This window comes from Thermoactinomyces vulgaris, assembly GCF_005886755.1.
Taxonomy (GTDB): Bacteria; Bacillota; Bacilli; order Thermoactinomycetales; family Thermoactinomycetaceae; genus Thermoactinomyces; species Thermoactinomyces vulgaris.
On sequence record NZ_CP039710.1, the window covers coordinates 2,231,441 to 2,251,048 of the forward strand.

Annotated in this window: 18 protein-coding genes; 1 reads left to right on the plus strand and 17 read right to left on the minus strand. The window is 43.6% G+C overall.

Annotation, left to right across the window (positions count from 1 at the left end; translation table 11 throughout):
* Positions 1 to 6: 6 nt before the first annotated feature.
* The 13 genes from FA954_RS11315 to FA954_RS11375 all read right to left on the minus strand — a co-directional run bounded on the left by FA954_RS11315 (position 7) and on the right by FA954_RS11375 (position 14,715).
* Positions 7 to 738: a hypothetical protein gene (locus FA954_RS11315; RefSeq protein ID WP_138615112.1), complete on the minus strand. Its 732-nt coding sequence runs from the start codon at positions 736 to 738 to the stop codon at positions 7 to 9.
* Between the two features lie 122 nt (positions 739 to 860).
* Positions 861 to 1,502, minus strand: coding sequence for a hypothetical protein (locus FA954_RS11320; RefSeq protein ID WP_138615113.1), 642 nt, complete (start codon positions 1,500 to 1,502; stop codon positions 861 to 863).
* Between the two features lie 98 nt (positions 1,503 to 1,600).
* Positions 1,601 to 3,076 carry a Tle-like phospholipase domain-containing protein gene (locus tag FA954_RS11325; RefSeq protein WP_138615114.1) on the minus strand — a complete coding sequence of 492 codons (1,476 nt, stop codon included), beginning with the start codon at positions 3,074 to 3,076 and terminating at the stop codon, positions 1,601 to 1,603.
* A gap of 264 nt (positions 3,077 to 3,340) precedes the next feature.
* A complete protein-coding gene (locus FA954_RS11330; protein ID WP_138615115.1) occupies positions 3,341 to 4,525 on the minus strand; it encodes an alpha/beta hydrolase family protein in 1,185 nt (394 codons plus the stop codon).
* A gap of 214 nt (positions 4,526 to 4,739) precedes the next feature.
* The gene (locus FA954_RS11335) at positions 4,740 to 5,480 is read right to left on the minus strand and encodes a hypothetical protein (protein WP_138615116.1); all 741 of its coding nucleotides are present in this window, start codon (positions 5,478 to 5,480) and stop codon (positions 4,740 to 4,742) included.
* Between the two features lie 109 nt (positions 5,481 to 5,589).
* Complete coding sequence (locus FA954_RS11340; RefSeq protein WP_138615117.1) at positions 5,590 to 6,234, minus strand: hypothetical protein; 645 nt, start codon at positions 6,232 to 6,234, stop codon at positions 5,590 to 5,592.
* A gap of 208 nt (positions 6,235 to 6,442) precedes the next feature.
* Positions 6,443 to 7,177: a hypothetical protein gene (locus tag FA954_RS11345; RefSeq protein ID WP_138615118.1), complete on the minus strand. Its 735-nt coding sequence runs from the start codon at positions 7,175 to 7,177 to the stop codon at positions 6,443 to 6,445.
* A gap of 61 nt (positions 7,178 to 7,238) precedes the next feature.
* Entirely contained in the window at positions 7,239 to 7,883 is a 645-nt protein-coding gene (locus tag FA954_RS11350) for a hypothetical protein (protein ID WP_138615119.1), read from the minus strand.
* 218 nt (positions 7,884 to 8,101) lie between these two features.
* Positions 8,102 to 8,848 (minus strand): hypothetical protein, encoded by a 747-nt coding sequence (locus FA954_RS11355; protein ID WP_138615120.1) that lies wholly within the window; start codon positions 8,846 to 8,848, stop codon positions 8,102 to 8,104.
* Positions 8,849 to 8,854: 6 nt separating this feature from the next.
* Positions 8,855 to 10,243, minus strand: coding sequence for a Tle-like phospholipase domain-containing protein (locus FA954_RS11360; RefSeq protein WP_138615121.1), 1,389 nt, complete (start codon positions 10,241 to 10,243; stop codon positions 8,855 to 8,857).
* A 348-nt stretch (positions 10,244 to 10,591) separates the two neighbouring features.
* The gene (locus tag FA954_RS11365; protein ID WP_138615122.1) at positions 10,592 to 12,745 is read right to left on the minus strand and encodes a DNA topoisomerase III; all 2,154 of its coding nucleotides are present in this window, start codon (positions 12,743 to 12,745) and stop codon (positions 10,592 to 10,594) included.
* A 141-nt stretch (positions 12,746 to 12,886) separates the two neighbouring features.
* A complete protein-coding gene (locus FA954_RS11370) occupies positions 12,887 to 14,356 on the minus strand; it encodes a flavin monoamine oxidase family protein (RefSeq protein WP_425329143.1) in 1,470 nt (489 codons plus the stop codon).
* Positions 14,357 to 14,445: 89 nt separating this feature from the next.
* Positions 14,446 to 14,715: a hypothetical protein gene (locus FA954_RS11375; RefSeq protein ID WP_049719708.1), complete on the minus strand. Its 270-nt coding sequence runs from the start codon at positions 14,713 to 14,715 to the stop codon at positions 14,446 to 14,448.
* A gap of 253 nt (positions 14,716 to 14,968) precedes the next feature.
* Between FA954_RS11375 and FA954_RS11380 the strand changes: the two genes are divergently transcribed.
* On the plus strand, positions 14,969 to 16,330 hold the full coding sequence (locus FA954_RS11380; RefSeq protein ID WP_037994255.1) for a helix-turn-helix domain-containing protein: 1,362 nt from the start codon (positions 14,969 to 14,971) through the stop codon (positions 16,328 to 16,330).
* Between the two features lie 122 nt (positions 16,331 to 16,452).
* On the opposite strand, the gene FA954_RS11385 is transcribed toward FA954_RS11380, so the two are convergent.
* The 4 genes from FA954_RS11385 to FA954_RS11400 form a co-directional block, all read right to left on the minus strand.
* A complete protein-coding gene (locus FA954_RS11385; RefSeq protein ID WP_037994253.1) occupies positions 16,453 to 17,211 on the minus strand; it encodes an NAD-dependent deacylase in 759 nt (252 codons plus the stop codon).
* A gap of 62 nt (positions 17,212 to 17,273) precedes the next feature.
* Complete coding sequence (locus tag FA954_RS11390) at positions 17,274 to 17,861, minus strand: HD domain-containing protein (RefSeq protein WP_231855177.1); 588 nt, start codon at positions 17,859 to 17,861, stop codon at positions 17,274 to 17,276.
* 20 nt (positions 17,862 to 17,881) lie between these two features.
* Positions 17,882 to 18,415 (minus strand): class IV adenylate cyclase, encoded by a 534-nt coding sequence (locus tag FA954_RS11395; RefSeq protein ID WP_049719704.1) that lies wholly within the window; start codon positions 18,413 to 18,415, stop codon positions 17,882 to 17,884.
* Positions 18,405 to 19,574, minus strand: a complete 1,170-nt coding sequence (locus tag FA954_RS11400; protein ID WP_049719703.1) for a zeta toxin family protein — start codon at positions 19,572 to 19,574, stop codon at positions 18,405 to 18,407. The genes FA954_RS11395 and FA954_RS11400 overlap by 11 nt, the downstream gene beginning before the upstream one ends.
* Positions 19,575 to 19,608: the final 34 nt, after the last annotated feature.

The following is a 19,608-nucleotide window of genomic DNA, read 5'->3' on the forward strand; positions in this document are numbered from 1 at the left end:
TTTTGTTTAATGTTTGATTACTGTTTTGTATTGATCCAAATCGTGATGATCAATATCTATTTTTTGTAAATCATCAATAGTAATGTTATAGCGATATAAAATGTAATCACTGTCATTGGCACCCTTTGGTGCTGTTTTCAATTTGTCTCCATAAACGAAAACTGCTCCTCCAACTCGGTAAAAATTCAATTCTTTTAGTTCTTTTAAATAGTTTTTGATTCCTTGTTCATATTGGCCATTTTGCTCATAAACCCTTAAGGTCACATTTAGCTTATATTCTGGATCCCCTCCATTTTTCAAGACTTCAAACACAGATGGAATCTCTCCGGTATACTTATCTTTTTTGGTTCCGTTTGAAAAACCAATATTTTCGATTTCTCTTACATCAAAATTTTTTTCAACTAAAGACGTGGTTTTGGGTTTTAATTCTTCCGTCCATAATGTTGCCACATAGGTATCCCTGATTTCATTCGGTTCCATAATGATTGCCACATAAGTGTTTTGACCATCTTTTATATTCCCTTCAACGGTATAAGTCTTGCCAGTAAAAAGATCTTTCCTGACCTCGGATACTTCATAATCTTTATTATATGTATCTTTGATATACTGGATCGCTTTTTCTTTGATCTCTTTCTCTTCTGCTCGATTCATATCTCCCATGCCTCCCGTTCCTGTGCATCCAGCCACAAGGAATACAAACAACAGAATGAAAACCATCCAGCTTCTTTGGATATTCACCTTTTCCACTTCCTTCCTATCATCAATCAATTCCTAAGGTCATTATATAAATTTCTCTGTCCCATTGACCTTAGCCATAAATTTAGGGATGGGCCGATTTCTTTCTGCCCATCCCTATTTCTCTATTCTTTGATGACTGTCTTATATTGATTCAGATCAAGATTGACAATATCTACTTTTTGAATATCATCGATCGCAATATTATAGCGATATAAGGTGTAGCTACTTTCTTTTACGTCTTCCTGTGCAGATTTCAACTGATCATCTGCAACGAAAACCGTTATTATAATCTCATTTATGCCAAGCCCTTTAATTTCATCTAAATATTCTTTTAATCCTTTCTCAAACTGGCCGGCATGTTCATATACTCGTAATGTAACTTGTAGCGCAAAATCCGGATCCCCTCCTTTTTTTAATACTTCAAAAACAGATGGGATATTGCCTGTATATTTATCTATCTTCCCGCTACTATACACAATGTCTTCAATACGCCTTACTTCCATATGTTTGTTTGCGAGTGCTTCAATTTTTGGTTTCAACTCATTTGTCCATAACACAGAAACGTATGTATCCCCTACTTGTCCGTTACGTTCCCATATTATGCTAGTTTCCGTATCTTTTCCATCCTTCACGATCCCATCTACATAAACTGTGCCTGTCACCCTGCCTCTATTTATTCCTTTTACTTCAAATTCTTTTTGGTACTTTTCTTTTATATACTGTGCAGCTTTTTCCTTTAATTCTTCATCTTCCAATTGATACATCTCTCTCTCTCCTTCATTTGAACCTGTAGAACCAACCTGACAACCTGTCAATAACAATGAACACATAAAGAAGACTATTAAAAAGCTTTTTATAGTTCTCACTCCATTTTCACACTCCTTTTCCTCGATACAAGATTTCCATCCTGATCATAGATTTTTGGAATCGGTGATTTGCTACTATCAGTAAAATTACCTATTTTATGACCAAACTTCGACGTTAATTGTTGATCTAATCCGTCTTTATCATCGGCTTCTTCAATGCTTCCATCGGGTTGAATATTGTATGTTTTCCCAGGACGATAACCAAATGAGCCAATCAGATCATCATTATATCTGTAGTTACGAATCATTTCATCATAAGCACCGGACCTCTCTTTTTCCGCAATTTCCCGTATCTTCGGATCTGTGATATTTCGTTTATAGCTATTATAAACACCAAATTTTATTTCTCTGTCATAAATAGATTGCACTAAATATTTAGGGAAAAAGGCGAATGCACGAAGAAACTCCTTCACTGTACTGATATTAAGATTTTTTTCCAAATTCATTCCCGGAGCATTAAAGGAAACAGCCGGAATATCATATCTCGCAGCACAATCTACAGCCAGATACCCTCCTAAAGAATGTCCGGTTAATACCATTTTATAACCTTTATATTCTTCACTATTAATAATATCCGTTACTATCTTTCTTGCCTCTACAGCTTGGGGATTATTTCGGTCATCTCCATGAGCTATATATTTATAATCAGCAATAAAAACATCATTTATAAAGTCTTTCGTCGGTTCAGTTCCTCGAAATGCAATAACCATTTCTTGAGTTTTATCATTCACAATTATGTAAGCTTGTAATCCATTGTCACTATCAATCTTTCTAGCCGTCCAACCTTTTTCGCCAAATATAAGACTTAATTCTTGAGGGCTAATATATTCATCATAAGCCAACTCAGATAACTCAGCCAACTGTTTATCTGAAATATTGATATCACTCAGCTTTCCATGAGGATATTGGCTGTTTCCCGCTGCCATTCCGGCATTCCCCAGACTGGCGGTCAGATTTTGTCCTTCCAATCCCTTTCTCGCAAAAAGATTTTTCAAACTCGTATAGGCCGATTGGATTCCTCTGGCGAGGGGTTGTCCGAATTTACTCAACAATCCGGTAAGGGCTGTGATTCCAAGGACAATTCCCCCAGTAATTTTGCCTGCTGTGGAGGTCATCCAATCCCAGGCTTTTTGGGCCGCTTTCTTGGTGGCGGATGCGGCGGTGTCCCAAGCCTTTTTCGCGCCGTTTTTCAGGTTGTTCCAAGTGTTGGAGACCCCGTTTTTTAATTTGTTCCAAGAACCGGAGACAAAGTCTCCCACTTGGCTGAAGAAGCCTTTCTCCTGCTTGGACGGGGTAACGTTCAGCTCCTCCGTCGGCTTGGGAGCCGGAGCCGGTTTTCCTTGGTTGAAATCCTCATGGATCTCTGGAACATCGAAACTCCCGCCACCGGTTGCATAGGCAGTTGGTGTGGCCAGTACACATGCAACAAAAATGAAGCATAAGAAGAGTTTCCCATGATGTATCGTTTTCATTTTGGCAACCTTTCACCTCTTTTGCATGATGCGTCCCCTTGCTGAAGGGGAATTCTGAAAATCCTATGAAATTATATAATATATGACATTATTTTCAATACTCCTTTCTTTTTCATAATCTATTCACAAATTGTTTAACCGATTTATCTCATCAATTTCAAATGGGGATATTGAAATTTTATCAAGTAAAAAAACAAAGGGCGGGACATGCGCCTTGTTTTCCCCTTGAAAATGCATCTTTCCAACCGCCCCATAAGACAAAAGTTATCTTGGAACAAGATTCCCCTTCACTTTTCCGAAAAATTCAAAAAGGGGTGTGCCCTTTTTCCCGAACCGTCCGCCGGAATCATTCCCGCTTGTTTCCGGAAAACGATAGTTGCGGATCAGTTTGTCGTATGCACCGGTTGATTCTTTGACGACTTTTGCCGCACGGGAACCCTCTGTGATTTTGACCGCATAATTGCCCATGGGAGCCATTCCCACGGCTCCTTTGGACCCGCCCAATGCCCCCAACAATGTTTTCTCACTTACGTTTGGCAACTTTGGAACATTAAACGTCACGGCCGGGATCTTGTATCTGGCGGCACAGTCCGCAGCGACATATCCTCCCAAGGCATGTCCCGTCAGGATCTTGTCATAATGGCGGTATTTTTCTTCACTGAAGATCTTTTCTTGCAAATATTTACGGGCCGCAATCACTTGCGCATTGACGGCATCCTGATCAAATCCCGCAGCACCTTTGCCCGTTTTTCCCGGGAAAGTCTCCGTGTCCCGGAAAGCAATCATCATCTCGTTGGTGCGGGGGTTGACAAACACATCGGCTTGCAAGCCGTTCGGAAGCTCTTCCCTTAAACCGGAAACAGCCTCCCAATCTTTTCCCGGCTTGTCCACGGTTTTCTGCCCGACGGTTCCCCCCTTGGATGCCATGGCGGCGATCGCCAACTCCCGGTCGGTCACTTTCCGGTCTTTCAATGTGCCGTTCGGATACAGCCGGTTCTGCATCCTCTGCTTCAGACTGCTGTATGCTCTTTGGACAGTGCTTTGGATCTGCCGGCCGAACTTGCCGAACAATCCGGCGAGGGCTGTGACCACCAGCATCATTCCTCCCGTTATTTTCCCGGCAGTGGATGTCGTCCAATCCCATGCTTGCCGGGCCACATTTTTGGTGGCCATGATGGCGGAATCCCATGCCTTTTGGACCCCGCTTTTTAATTGGTTGAAAAAGCCGGAAATCCCGTCCGCCGCACGATCCGGAAAACCTTTCCCTTCCCCGGTTTCCGCCGTCGGTGTCCCTTTGTCGGGAGCCGGTCCTTCTTTGATCTCACGGAAATCCTCATTGATTTCGGGAACCTCAAACCCTCCGCCGACGGCATGGGCTGAAACCGGAAAAATAACCATGGAAGCGAAAAGAAACAAGAACAAAAGGCTCCCGTCACGTAATCTTTTCATCTTGGCAACCTTTCACCTCTTTACCTGTGAGTCCGTTTCATTAAAGACTTTGAAATCGATGGATTTTCTTCCTTTTTCTTTTGCCAATATTAATAATTATAATAAAAAATTCCATATTTGAGTTAAAAAATGAAGGAATAACTTGATAAATTATCCTTTGTCGACTTGCGATAAGGCAAAAAGATGGACAGAACAAATTTTCTGCCCATCTTTTTTAATGTTGGATCACGGTTTTATATTGATCCAAATCAAGGTTTTCGATATTCACTTTTTGGATGTTTGGGATGTGAATGTTATAGCGATATAACAAATATTTATTTTCATCTTTGGCAAGATCAGCGTTTAACCGGTCATCGTAAACATGGAATTCGAATCCGATCTCATGAAAATTCATATCCCTTAATTCTTTTAGAAATGACTTGATATTTTCGGGAGTCTGTCCTCCGTTTTCATATATTTCACCGGTCACCTCCAAGATATACTTTTCATTCCCTCCATTCTTCAACACGTCAAAGATGGAAGGAATATTTCCGGTATATCTCGTGTCTTTGGCAGTTCCGTCATTATAGGAAACATGGTCAACGCTTCTCACACTCATATGTTTGTTCAACATATCTTTGATTCTCGGGGTCAATTCTTTCGTCCATAATTCCGTGAGATAGGTGTCATCCATTTCCTCTTCTTTTTTCCAAAAAACCGTCGCTTCCGTATCTTTTCCGTCTTTCACAAATCCCCGTACACGGATGAGTCCGGCAGCTTGTCCCTTGTTCACTTCACTCACTTCAAATTCTTTGTTATATGTATCCTTGATATACTGAATGGCTTTTTCTTTGATTTTTTTCTCTTCTGCCTGATCTATATCTCCCTCTCCTCCCGTTCCTGTGCATCCAGCCACAAGGAATACAAACAACAGAATGAAAACGATCCAGCTTCTTTGGATATTCACCTTTTCCACTCTTTTCTTCTCATCAAACAACCACTAAGGTCATTATATAAATGCTGTCCAAGTAATTTAGCCATAAATTTAGGGATGGGCCATTTTTCTTTCGCCCATCCCCGTTTCTTTATTCTTTGATTACTGTTTTATATTGATCCAGATCGTGTTTATCTATATCTATATTTTGGATGTCATCTATAGGAATATTATAGCGATATAAGAGGTAATCACTCTCTTTGGCACCCTCTGGTGCCGTTTTTAGCTTGTCATCGTAAACAAAAACAGCTACTCCGGTCTCATTAAAATTCAACCCTTTTAGTTCTTTTAAAAAGTTTTGGATTCCCTGTTCATATTGGCCATTCTTTTCATAAACATCTAATGTTATGGTTAATGCAAAATCAGGATCCCCTCCGTTTTTCAACATTTTAAAAACAGAAGGTATGTCCCCTTTATATTTATCTTTTTCCGTTCCATTTGAATAAACAAAATGCTCAATCTTTCTCACATCAAAATACTTTTTAACTAATGTTGTTATCGTTGGTTTTAATTCTTCGGTCCATAATTCATCCACATACGAATCTCTGATTCCATCGGGTTCGATAATAATTAACACAGAGGTGTTTTGATCATCTTTTATATTTCCTTCAATGGAGTATGTCTGTCCCGTAAATAAATCTTTACTCACCTCGGATACTTCAAAATCTTTGTTGTATGTATCCTTAATATACTGTATTGCTTTTTCTTTGATTTTTTTCTCTTCTGACCAATCCATGTCCCCCATGCCTCCTGTGCCTGTGCATCCGGCCAACAGGAATACAAACAACAGGATGAAAACAATCCAGCTTCTTTGGATATTCACCTTTTTTCTACTCCCTTCCTATCATCAATCAATCCCTAAGGTCATTATATAAATTCCGCTGTCCCGTTGACTTAGCTATAAATTTAGGGATGGGCGATTTTTCCTGCCCATCCCCGTTTCTCTATTCTTTGATTACTGTCTTATATTGATCCAAGTCAAGACTGTCAATATCCACTTTTTGAATGTCATCGATCACAATATTGTAGCGATACAGAGTATAGCTGCTTTCCTTAACGTCTTCAGGGGCCGATTTCAATTCATCATCTGCAACAAATACTTCCATCATAACTTTATTAAAATTCATTGATTGAGCTTCTTTCAAAAAGTTTTTCAGACCTGATTCATACTGCCCATTATCGTTATAAATTCGTGCAGTAATCACTAAAGTAAAGTCCTTATCTCCACCATTTTTCAACACTTCAAATACAGATGGAACTTCTCCGCTATATTTATGGTATCTCTTCCCATTGCTGTATGAAATACTTTCAATCCGCCTTACATCCATATATTTGTTTAACATTGATGTTATTTTGGGACTCAATTCTTGCCTCCATAACGCTATTACATAAGTATCTTTGATTTCATTGTCCTTCTCCCAAATCACCGTCACTTCCGTATCCTTTTCATCTTTCACTTTTCCCCGTACACGGATGAGTCCGGCGGCTTGTCCCTTGCTCACTTCACTCACTTCAAATTCTTTATGATATTTTCGTTTTATATATTGAACAGCTCTTTCCTTGATCTGTTTCTCTTCCTCTTGGTCCATTGCCTTTGATGAAACATTGATCCCATCCGTCTGGCAACCCGAGAACATCATAACAATTCCAAAAATGATGGGAATCCACCTTTTTCTCAACATGTTCACTCCCTTGAAACAAACATTGCCCTTATGATTTATTTCAGCATGCCCTTTTTGTTCAATTTTTGATTACAGTTTTGTACTGATCCAAATTGTGATGATCAATATCGATTTTTTGGATATCGTCAATAGAAATATTATAGCGATATAAGATGTAATCCCTATCATTGGTACCCTCTGGAGCTGTTTTTAGCTTGTCTCCATAAACAAAAACTGCAACTCCAATTTGGTTAAAATTCAATTCTTTTAGCTCTTTTAAAAAGTTTTTGATTCCTTGTTCATATTGGCCATTTTGTTCATAAACATCCAATGTTACAGATAAATCATATTTGGGATCTCCTCCATTTTTCAATATTTCAAAGATAGAAGGAATCTCTCCTGTATACTTATCTTTTTCAGTTCCATTTGCATAAGTTATATCCTCAATTTCTCTTACGTCAAAATCTTTTTCAACCAAAGATGTAATTTTGGGCTTTAATTCCTCCGTCCATAATGCAGCCACGTATGTATCCCTGATTTCATTCGGTTCCATAATAATGGATACTTGAGTGTTCTTTTGATCTTTGACATTTCCTCTAACTGTATAAGTTTGTCCTGTGAAACGGTCCTTACTTACCTCGGATACTTCGAAATCTTTGTTATATGTATCCTTAATATACTGAATGGCTTTTTCTTTGATTTTTTTCTCTTCTGACCAATCCATGTCCCCCATGCCTCCTGTGCCTGTGCATCCGGCCAACAGGAATACAAACAACAGGATGAAAACAATCCAGATTCTTTGGATATTCACCTTTTTTCTACTCCCTTCCTATCATCAAACAATTGTTAAGATCATTATATAAATTCCGCTTTCCCATTGACTTAGCCATAAATTTAGGGATGGGCCAATATCTTTCTTGCCCATCCCCATATTCATCTAAATCAGTATACAGTTTTATATTGATTCAAATTTATTGAATCAATTTCCGCTTTTTGAATATCATCAATCGAAATTACATATTCGTATAATAAGTATTTTCCTTCATCTTCTTTTGTTGTCGATGTTTTTAATTGATCATCATAGACATAAATCGTTACTCGTACCCTATTAAAATTCATTTCTTTGATTTCCTCTAAAAAGTTTTTTATTGATTGTTCATACTTCCCTCCGTTTTTATAAATTTCTCCAGTCCATTTAAACAAATAATCCTTATCTCCCCCGTTTTTCAGCACTTCATACACGGATGGAATCTCTCCGGTATATTTATTCGTTTTTGTCCCATTGGTATAAGAGATAGTTTCGATTCTCTTTATTTCAAAGTGTTTATTTGAAATTTCCTTGATTTTTGGTTCTAACTCCTGATCCCATTTCACAAGCACATAATCATCTTTTATCTCTGGAGGCATCCAATAAACAGTTATTTCTGTATTGTTCTCATCTTTCACATTTCCCGTTATAAAACAATTGGAATTAAACTCTCGAACACACTCCACTTTTGTTACAACAAACTCTTTATTGTATGTACTTTTAATATGCTGAACAGCTTTATCCTTCAGTTGTTTTTTTTCCTCTTGACTCATTTGCTTTCCCTCTTCCTTTGGTAATGTATCAACGGAATTTGTTTGACAACCGGTCAGCATCATAACAATGACACAAACACAAATGATTGGTATCCACTTTCCTCTCAACCGAATTCACTCCCTTGGGGCAATATTTCCATTATTTTTCTCATATAAATTTGGAATGGGTGTATCTAATTTTTCCTTTGTATCTTCATCGTACCCGGTTGTGAAATTAGAAATGCCATGACTTCCTGAAGAAACATTGATATTTAATTTGTTATCTAGTCCCTCATCTAACGTTACTTTACCGGCTTTATCAATATCATAAGTTTCTCCCAGTCGATAGCCAACCGATCCCACTACATCATCATTAAAACGATAGTTGCGAATCAGTTTATCATATGCGCCTGTGGACTCTTTAATAATATCCACTTGTACATGAGGATCTGTAAGATTTATCACATAACTTCCAGCAGTTAACACAGCAGCCCCTTTAGGACCACCTAAAGATCCAAGCAAAGTACTCCCATTCACATTTGGGAACAGGTTTTTTCCCGGGGCATTAAAAGTGACTGCTGGAATTTTATATCTGGCTGCACAATCAGCAGCTAAATATCCTCCTAAAGAATGCCCCGTAATGGTCTTTTTATAATGCTTATACTTTTCATTACTTAAAATCTGTTCTTTCACAAAAATGCGTGCCTTATTTACTTGTGAATTAACCAAACTACTGTCATTCCCCAAAGCAATGGGCCCATCACCGATTACAATATCTTGCCACTGATCAGGTTCTGTGCCCCGGAAAGCAATAATCATTTCTTTTGTGGTGGAGTTAACAAACACATGAGCTTGTAGCCCATTAGACAAGTCAAGACTTAAGCTTTTATCTTCTGACCAATCTTCACCAAGATAAGTTTCTATATTTTTCTCTGAGATTACATCTTTATAAGTCATATCTGATGCAAATGCCAACTGTCTATCAGTCACTTCACGATCCTTTAACGTCCCATTGGGATATAACCAATTTTCTATTGACTGTCGAACACTGCTATATGCCCGCTGAACTCCATTTTTTATCTGGTGTCCAAACTTACTGAACAATCCGGTGAGTGCTGCGATTCCAAGCACAATTCCCCCGGTGATTTTTCCTGCTGTGGAGGTCATCCAATCCCAGGCTTTTTGGGCCGCATTTTTGGTGGCGGATGCGGCGGTGTTCCAAGCTTTTTTCGCGCCGTTTTTCAGGTTGTTCCAGGTGTTGGAGACCCCGTCTTTTAATTTGTTCCAAGAGCCGGAGACAACGTCTCCCATTTTGCTGAAGAATCCTTTTTCCTGCTTGGACGGGGCAACGTTCAGCTCCTCCGTCGGTGTGGGAGCCGGAGCCGGTTTTCCCTGGTTGAAATCCTCATGGATCTCTGGAACATCGAAACCCCCGCCGCCGGTTGCATAGGCGGTTGGTGTGACCAGGGCACATGCAACCAAAATGAAGCATAAGAAGAGTTTCCCATGATGTATCGTTTTCATTTTGGCAACCTTTCACCTCTTTACCTGTGAGTCCGTGTCATTAAAAACTTTGAAATCGATGGTTTTTCTTCCTTCTCCTTTTGCTAATATTAATAATTATAAAAAAATTCTAAATTTGACTTTAAAAAACGAAGAAATACGTTGGTGAACGATACTTTTCCTCCTGCAATCTGCAAAAAAGATGGACAGATCCCATTCTGCCCATCTTTTTTAATGTTGGATCACCGTTTTTGATCCAAATCAAGGTTTATCCATTTAACCTTGTTCTTTCGGTTTCCTTTTGTGATGATCCGAAGAATATAAAAAACCCCCGCCTTTTCAGCAGGGTTGAAAAGACGGGGAGAATTCTCATTCATTGGAGGAAAAGAGTTTGGACAAGGCTTCTTTGAGAGCCGGATTGGACAGTTCCTCCTGTTGTTTGAGATAGCGATTGATTTCTTTTCGCGAGACTTTGCTTTTTTGCTCTTTTTCCATCCGTTCTTTGAAAGAGGCGTATTTTTCCCGAAAACCGCAAGAACAGACAAAGATGCGCCCCTCTCCTTCCCCGCGCAGTTCCATCCGCTTTCTGCATTCGGGGCAGTGGACATTGGTGATGCGGGCCAGGTTTTTCCGGTAACCGCAGGACCGGTCCTGGCAAACCAGCATTCTTCCTTTTTTGTTCTTGACTTCAAGCAGCCGCTTGCCGCAGTCCGGACAGCGGGTGGCCGTCAGGTTGTCATGGCGGAAGGTGCGTTCGCTGGCTTTGATCTCATGGACCACCCGTTTGGCATAATCCCTCATCTCACGCAAGAAGCTATCTTTTTTCAATTTCCCGTTGGCGATCGACTGCAGTTTTTGTTCCCATTTCGCGGTGAGTTCCGGCGATTTCAACTCCTCCGGGACCAAATCGAGCAGTTGTCTGCCGGTGGAGGTGAGGTAAATGTATTTTCCTTTCTTTTCAATATAATAGCTGTCAAACAATTTCTCGATGATATCCGCCCGGGTGGCCACGGTTCCGAGCCCGCCCGTTTCCCCGATCGTTTTGATCAAATCTTTCCGGTCGGTTTCCATGTATTTCACCGGATTTTCCATGGCGGCGATCAAGGTGCCTTCGGTAAAGCGTTCCGGCGGCTCCGTTTCGCCTTGCGTCAACTTCAAAGACCGGACGTTCAGCTCCTCGCCGGGCTGAACCCGGGATAATGCCGGGTTGATGTCGGCTTCCGGTTCGCTGCCGGCCACTTGTTTCCAGCCGGGGGACAACACGGTTTTCCCGCCGGCGATGAATGGTTCCCCTCCGATGGTTCCCTCCAACTTGATCTCCTCATATTCAAAGGGTGGGAACAACACGGCAAAAAACCTTCGCACCACCAGATCAAAAATCTTTCGTTCCCGGGGGCTGAGGTCTTCCAACCGGACCGGCTCTTCGGTCGGAATGATGGCATGGTGATCAGAAACTTTCCGGTCATCCACGAAATGGGCGCCGGCTTTCACCCCTTGTTTTGCTTGCCGGGCAAACTCCGCATACGGACCCACCCGGCAGGCTTCGATCCGCTCTTTTAACGTATCCACGATGTCAGAAGATAAATAACGGGAATCCGTGCGCGGATAGGTGACCACTTTGTGTGTTTCATACAATTGCTGAAGCGTCGACAAGGTTTCTTTGGCGGAAAATCCGTACCGCTGGTTGGCTTCCCGTTGCAATTCGGTCAAGTCGTAAAGGGCAGGCGCCCATTTCTTTTTCTTTTTCCGGCTGGCATGGGTGATGGAAAGTTTCTTTCCTTTGCCTGCGGACACGATGTTTTCACAAACCTTTTTGCGAAAGCTCCGGCCTTTTTTCCAAGTGAATTTCAATCCTTTGTCCGTGACCGCTTCCACCCCGTAAAACGGCTTCGGCCGGAAATTTTTGATCTCCTCTTCGCGGCGGGCAATCATAGCCAATGTGGGAGTCTGGACCCGTCCGCATGAAAGCGAGGCATTATACTTGCTGGTCAACGCCCTGGTCGCATTAATGCCAACCACCCAATCCGCTTCCGCCCGGGCCACCGCGGAACGGTATAAGTTTTCGTACAGTTTTCCGTCCTTCAGTTTTTTAAAACCTTCTTTGATCGCCTTGTCGGTGACGGAGGAAATCCACAAACGCTTGACCGGCTTTTTGACCCGGGCTTTTTCAATAATCCACCGGGCCACCAGTTCCCCTTCCCGGCCGGCATCGGTGGCAATGACAATGTTTTTCACATCCGGTCGGGACATCAGCTTCTTGATCTGGTGAAATTGTTTGCTCGTTTTCCGGATCACCACTTGTTTCAAGGGTTGGGGCAAAATCGGCAGATCTTCCATCCGCCAGACTTTGTACTTTTTGTCATAGGCTTCCGGTTCCGCCAATGTGACAAGATGGCCGAATGCCCATGTCACGATATATTTGTCTCCTTCCATAAAGCCATTTCCTTTTTTGCGGCAACCGAGGACACGGGCAAGATCCCGGCCGACGGAAGGTTTTTCTGCAAGTACCACTGATTTTTTCATCTTGATTCTTAACATCCTTTCAATCCACGCAAAAAAGATTACCAATCTCACTCTACCACTGTTTTCGGCAGAGTACCAGTTTGCATCCCCCCCTTGTGGAAAACAGGCAAAAAAAATAAGCCTGATCCATCCCATACAGGCTTATGGTTCATCCCGCCGGTGGACATCGTGGGCTGCCCGGATTCCGGATTCAATCGCTCCCTGGATCCATGTTCTCGTATAGGAAGCATGTTCCCCTGCAAAGTACACCCTTCCTTCCGGCGCAATAACGGCCGGAAACAACTCGCTTTCCTGTTCCGGTTTAAACATCGAGAATCCACCGTTGGTATGCGGATATTTTTGCCAACTGAAGGAAGCGCCCGTCACGACATGGTTTTCGATCGAGGGGCCGAAAACTTTCATCAGCTCATCCATGCATTCTTTGATTTGTTGATCCAGGGACAATCCATCCCAAATCAATGCATGATCCTCCCATGTGTAACTGGCCAGCACCACGCCGGTGTCACTGCCAAACCCATGGCTGGGAAAATAGGTGAAGCGGGTCGGCTGGTCGGTGATCATTTTCCCGCCAAACAGTCCCGCGTCTTCCCAAAACCGTTTGTTAAACTGGATTCCGATTTTGGTGGAAGCCACATAATGCAATTGCCGGATCGCCTTCCATTTGGCATGCGAAAAGGAATCGTACGGCTCGACGTCCACATATTGAAAAGCGGAAAAAGGAATCGTGATGATGGCAGCATCTCCGGTCACTTGAACCGTCCTCGAATTTTGATCCAGGGCATAAATGGTGACTTCCCGTTCATTTTGCACAATCCGGGTCATCTTGTGCCGGAACAAAATGTTGGGCCGAAGTTGCGGCAAAAAGGCTTTCGGCAATTGATCCATCCCTCCGGCCACCTCATAAAAAGAAACATCCGGGCTTTCAAGAAGGATCAGTTCACGCAACGCCTCTAGAAAAGACAATTCGGGAAGCCCTTCCAAATCCGCGAGCACCAGGATTTGTTCAATCGCTGCCGGCGACAGGGTCCATCCCACCGGATTGTACCGGAAAAATGAATCGACAGAATATTTGTCAAATTCTTTGATCACCGTAATCCACCGCTGTTCCGGATCTTCTTCGATGAACTGAGTGATCGGGGAAACGGCCAGTTTGAGCAAATTGCTGATCGTTTTCCCTTTTTCAAAGGCATTTACCGGAAACCTCAAGACATCCGGATTTCGTTCATACTCTTTCTGCCGCACCAACACATTATTGACAAAAATCAGATCGTTGGGAGTGGAATTCACAAACGGCCGAAGCATCAGCCCGAATTTCCGGATATACGCCAATGTCAAATGATGGGTATTGGGAATGCGCATGGCTCCGGCCTCCATATACTCCCCGTTTTCAAACGGTGACCGGATGGTATAAACCCTTCCTCCCACACGATCTGAGGATTCCAAAAGGATCACTTCATGCCCGGCTTCTTTCAACAAAGAAGCAGCCACCAATCCGGCCATTCCCGCTCCAACCACAATGATCCGTTTCGGTTGGGATGTCCGGCCGAGTCCTTTTTGGATGATGGAGATCATTTCTTCATTGGATAACGAGGGGATAAAAGGATTCATGATTTACCTCCAAGGACATGGAATACTATATCCTATGCGTTTCCAGTCCTTTTAAGCATCCAAGTCCCCAGTTTTTCCCCATCCGGTCGGATTTACGCGAAAATATCGTAGGACTTAAATTTCCACACCGATTTTTTCTCTTCTTTGAAAACCTCCAAATCCCAACAGGGAATTTCAATCATTTTCCCGTCTTCAGTCTGAATCCGGACCCGGGTGTGTTTCACTTTTTTGGCCTCACAACAAACCTCGGTTCTTTCTTCATTGCCGTCGCGTTTGACCGCGACATACAAGTACATTTTTTGCATGTCCTGCAAAAATTTCTCCACTTCGCTTTCGGTTCCTTCGATGTTTAACTTCAACACGGTTCACTGTCCCCTTCCTTGGATTTTCCATGAAATGGTTGAAGATTTATCCGAAAATAGTATATAATTTACGAAAAATATTTGCAAATTTAGCAAAAATAATTAAATTCTCTTATTTATTCATGATATTTCTGAATGCGAATTAAATATTTAAACAAACCCTCCGGATATTTGGATTACCAAACCAAATAAACGGAATGTTCCCACAAATATATCAACAAAACCGGACGGAAAATTTTTTGAGGTGAATGGAATGAGCAAAGAACAAATTGATCGCTTGGCACTCGGGAAGTTTGTCCGCCAGCAGCGGAAAAAACGAAAACTCCGCCAGACGGATCTGACGGATGAAAAGTTGACCCAACCCGTTTTAAGCTCGATTGAAAACGGCAAAGGGCAAGTCAGTGAGGAAAAATTGGAATATGTCCTGAAAAAGCTGGGAGTGGAAGAAGACTTAACGTGTTTTTCCATGCAAAAGACAAAAGAAGAAAAGATCAATGAGACCGTCAAATTGAAGCTGACGGCCGTCGAAACGATCATCGATCTGATCAGCCCGGACCCGGGACTGGCACAATTAAGGGAACTGAACATTCACGATGACCATCCGCTCTCTGTGTGGGCGCATTATTTGAAAGGCAAAGCTTACGCCGGGAAAAAGAGGGGGAAAAAAGCGCAGAAACATTTTACGGAGGCGATTTTACAACTGGAACAACAATATCCGGAGATGGCCGAAAGCAACTTGCATTCTGCCAGTTACAACGGGTTAAGCCGGCTGGAGTACATGGCAGACCAATACGGTTCAGCACTCCGGTATGCCAAACAGGCACGGGAATGTTTTCAGGAAGAGGGGGAAAGAAGGTATTTAAAAGAAATCATTCTGGTCAATCAGGCCATTTATCTTGAAAAACTGAACCGCCTGGAAGAAGCGCAAAACACCTTGAATGAATTGAAAAAAGAGCAAGCCGGATATCTCAGCAAAGAAGCTCTCCTGCATCATTATGACGTCCGTTCTTCCATCTTGGCCAAAGCCCGGATGCACGCTCAGGCCATCCAATCGGCATTAAAAGGAATTGAACTGGCCCGCGTGGATAAGATGGCGGATCGCCTGATGAAGTTTTGGGGAATGCTGGGCCGGATTTACATCGATTCCGGACAGCTTCATCAAGCGGAAATCTGTCTGGAAACCGCGCAACAGTTGGAAAAAAAGGTGCGAAAGGCGGGATTGTCCGCTTATCTTTACATACAGCTGGCCACGTTGCATGAAAAAAAGAAACAAGCGGAACCGGCCCGCAATTATTCCCTCAAGGCGTTTGCATCCAGCAGAAAAGCAGGCCTGGCTTACCATGAGTGCGAAGCCTTGATGCTCATGGCAAACAGCTTTTTTCTGCAAAACGAAAACCTCAAAGCTTTTCAAACATTAAAGCAAGCGCTCCAAATCGCGACAAACTATTCGTTTTCCGACTTAACCGACCGGATCCATCTTCTGATCGGCACGCATCTGGACAAGCTGGGAGAACTTCATACCCATGCCTTTGCCTTGGATTTCCTCCATTCCCATGTCAAAGGCAGGAAGAAGGAAGAAACCCTGCCCGTGATCCTCCCCGCCGACTCCCCTTAAAAACACGAACACCTCCCGGTCTCATCCCCGGGAGGTGTTCTTCATGGGATATCAGCAATGTTTGTCTCTATAAATATAACATATTTTCGACTTGTCAATCTAAATGATCCACATCCCAGCCTTTAATTTTGCACCTTTTCTTCCAATTGCCGTAACCGCTTCTCCCCCAACAGGGCTTTTCCGGCTTCGCTCAGAACCAGCCCGATGCTGTCGCGGATGAGTTGATCCGCCAAGGAATCAAGCGGTGTGGCACTCTGGTTGATGATGATAACATCCGAACCGGTTTCATGGGCGATCTCCACCAACCCGGCAAAAGGATACACTTGCAAGGACGTGCCCATCACGAGAATCAGATCCGCTTTCTCCACTTCCAGAACTGCCTCATTCCAGGAAGCCGTGTCCAGCGGTTCCCCAAACAGCACAATCGGCGGCCGGAGAGGAGCCTGGCACTGCTCATCGGTACAATAATAAGTGCCTTCACGATACGAAGTGGCCGGATACTCTTTTCCGCAGCCGGAACAAACCAGATGGCGCATGTGACCGTGAATCTCGATCACTTTTTGGCTTCCCGCCCGCTGATGGAAACCGTCAATGTTCTGCGTCAGGATCGCTTTCACCATGCCTTCTTTTTCCAGTTCAGCCAACACATAATGGCCGATATTGGGATGATGTTTCAACAACTCTTCCACCCGCATCTGGTAAAACTCAAAAAAATCTTTCGTCCCGATGGCACCCGGGGTGGCAATTTCATTGGGATCCCTGCCGCTCCAAAGCCCGCCTTGTGAGCGGAAATCCGGGAGCCCGCTTTCCGTGGACATCCCCGCCCCGGTCAAAACCACGAGATGGTTGGCATTTTGAACCTTTTTCACCCATTCTCTCATGCCCTTACCCTCCTTCTCCCATCCATGTTAAGACGATTTTGATCCGGAAGCCAGTCTCGGCTTTATGAACAGATCCACCGGTTAACGCGGTTGATGATGTCTTGGTATTTCGGTTTGCACTGAATCATCATCCGGCTGACCGGATGATGCTCTCCATAGCGCTTCACCACGTCCCGGACCCTTTCATCCAAACTGACTTTTTCCCCTTGCGGCGAGGTTTGAACATCACAATAAGTGACCAAGTCTGTAAACAGCCGGTCTTGTTCATCCAACAGTTCATGATTCAAAGAATAGGTTGGAAGCAAATCGCTTCTTTTTTCCTTGACCGTTTCATAAGCTTCCGAATGAAAAAGGACTGCGGCAATCACCGGCTTGTTAAAACCGGCCTTAAGAGCAAAACAAGCTCCGTCAAAGGGATGAAAGTTGGTTTTGTTTAACTTGGGACTATAACCGATATCGTGGAGAAAAGCGGCTTGAATCAGTTCTCTTTTCACTTCCTCATTCAAGTTTAACTTTGGCAAAATCTCTTTCATAGAACGGACAACACCCAAGATATGATGATACCGGTTTTCTTCAGGCGAAAGAAAGTCTGCCAGTCTATCCGCATTAAACGGTTCGGGAGTTTTCCCGGACGATCTGAGAAGTTTCATCTTCACCAAAAATTTCCTCCTCATTCAAACCGCAATGATTGAAGAGCTTCCTGCCCGATCCCGTACCGGGCCAATGTTTTGATGGTACTTTCACCGGTTAATTGTTCTTCCTTCACTCCAAGCTGTAAAGCCACTTGGATCACATGCTCTTTGGACTCTCCTTCAATCTCCAGATACGGAGGGATACCCGGCCACTCGTCAATCTCCAGTCTCGCACCACTGAGCAAAAAACGGGTTCTCCGGTTTTCCTGGTACCCCTTGGAACGATACCCCAATTTCCCGAGCAACCGGTCGGCCTCCTCAAAGCTGCTCACGGTGATCTCAATCTCTTCCGTTCCGCCGATTCCGTCATGGTACACTTCTTTCACCGCCAGCGTGACTTCTTCACCCGTATCGCGCAGTCGGATCCATTTGCTTTGATCTCCCGGAGTGATTTCATAGACATAACGCCGCATCAAAAATTCGCCGGACTTTTCCCCGCCTGCTTGCAAGATCCGTTCCATCATTTCAGCCGGATCGATTTCCAGGACTTTGGCTTCAAATTCAATGGGCATATGGACTTCCCCCCTTTCTTTTTATTATAAAATCACGATGCTGCCGGGCCGAACCGATTTCCCGCAGGTCTGCACACCGGAAGACCATTTTGTCCAACACTTGGTCCCAGGCTTGAATGAATCGGCGGAGTTGATCCGCTGTCCATTTTTTCTCCCGCTCCCCGATGATGGCCTCAACCGCTTTCGGAGGTTTTTGACATGCACGGCCGATGACCCGGTTTTCGTATAGAAGATGCTTGTCCCGGTTGTATACTTCCAAAACATCAAAAAGTTTTTCTTTCTCAATCCGTTCCACAGTTTTCAGCATACCGCGATAAGCCGCATCATGCGACGCTTTGGCCACCGGCCTTCCATATCCGAAAATTTGTTTTTGTTCTTCATGCCGCTCATAAGTCCCCAACAGGCTGACACACGCATGTACCGCCATCACTCGGACGATCACACGGTAGCCTTGTTGTTTCAAACGCTGAAGCGTGTTGCAAATCGGGCCGTCGGTTCTCATGGTTCCCTCAAAAACGAGATTCCGCTTGGTTCGGATCGCATATTCGAACACATCCCTTGTCCACCGGCGGACGTCAGGATCCGTCAACCGGGCGTAATCCTCCTCTTGCTTTAGCAAAATTTCTTTACTCATGGGATGTTCTTTCCGGAATTCATCGCCATTGATCACCACAAAAGAATGACCGGAAAACCCGTTTTCCGCAAGTGCAATCAGCCCGCCTTTCCCGGCTCCGGGCTGGCCGCCCAAAATCACGGCGGCCGGATGTTTTGCCGGAGCGGTGAACTCCTCCACTTCCTGTTTCAAACGCTCCAAAATTTCGTTATGTTCTTCCTCCGATAACGGATCCATGCATGAATCAACCCGTTCAACCCCCGTGTATTTTTTTCTCACCTTGTTTCCGTATACGGTTAAGATCTTGTGGATGACCTCCCGGTTTCCTGAGTACATGGCTTGTCTTTCTTGCAACAGTTTCCTTTTTTCAGCTTTTAACCGCTCCAGTTTCTCCCGATCGGGCTTTTCTTTCTTTTCCTCGTTCGCGATGGCCCGTCTTTGATCCGAGAGCACTTCGGCCATGACTTCAATAGCGACATCCAGTTTCACCCACTCCGGCATCGCCCGCACAACATCCTCCAAACTCCGGAAGCAAACATCCGACACGAGCACGTTCCCTCCTGTTCCCGTAAATTTTGCC

Bases quoted from the DNA above. Each gene is read 5' to 3' on its own strand.
- FA954_RS11330 (WP_138615115.1), bottom strand. From the start codon at position 4,525: ATGAAAAGATTACGTGACGGGAGCCTTTTGTTCTTGTTTCTTTTCGCT.
- FA954_RS11365 (WP_138615122.1), bottom strand. From the start codon at position 12,745: ATGAAAAAATCAGTGGTACTTGCAGAAAAACCTTCCGTCGGCCGGGAT.
- FA954_RS11340 (WP_138615117.1), bottom strand. From the start codon at position 6,234: ATGGATTGGTCAGAAGAGAAAAAAATCAAAGAAAAAGCAATACAGTAT.
- FA954_RS11325 (WP_138615114.1), bottom strand. From the start codon at position 3,076: ATGAAAACGATACATCATGGGAAACTCTTCTTATGCTTCATTTTTGTT.
- FA954_RS11350 (WP_138615119.1), bottom strand. From the start codon at position 7,883: ATGGATTGGTCAGAAGAGAAAAAAATCAAAGAAAAAGCCATTCAGTAT.
- FA954_RS11380 (WP_037994255.1), top strand. From the start codon at position 14,969: ATGAGCAAAGAACAAATTGATCGCTTGGCACTCGGGAAGTTTGTCCGC.
- FA954_RS11360 (WP_138615121.1), bottom strand. From the start codon at position 10,243: ATGAAAACGATACATCATGGGAAACTCTTCTTATGCTTCATTTTGGTT.
- FA954_RS11395 (WP_049719704.1), bottom strand. From the start codon at position 18,415: ATGCCCATTGAATTTGAAGCCAAAGTCCTGGAAATCGATCCGGCTGAA.
- FA954_RS11390 (WP_231855177.1), bottom strand. From the start codon at position 17,861: ATGAAACTTCTCAGATCGTCCGGGAAAACTCCCGAACCGTTTAATGCG.
- FA954_RS11385 (WP_037994253.1), bottom strand. From the start codon at position 17,211: ATGAGAGAATGGGTGAAAAAGGTTCAAAATGCCAACCATCTCGTGGTT.
- FA954_RS11320 (WP_138615113.1), bottom strand. From the start codon at position 1,502: ATGTATCAATTGGAAGATGAAGAATTAAAGGAAAAAGCTGCACAGTAT.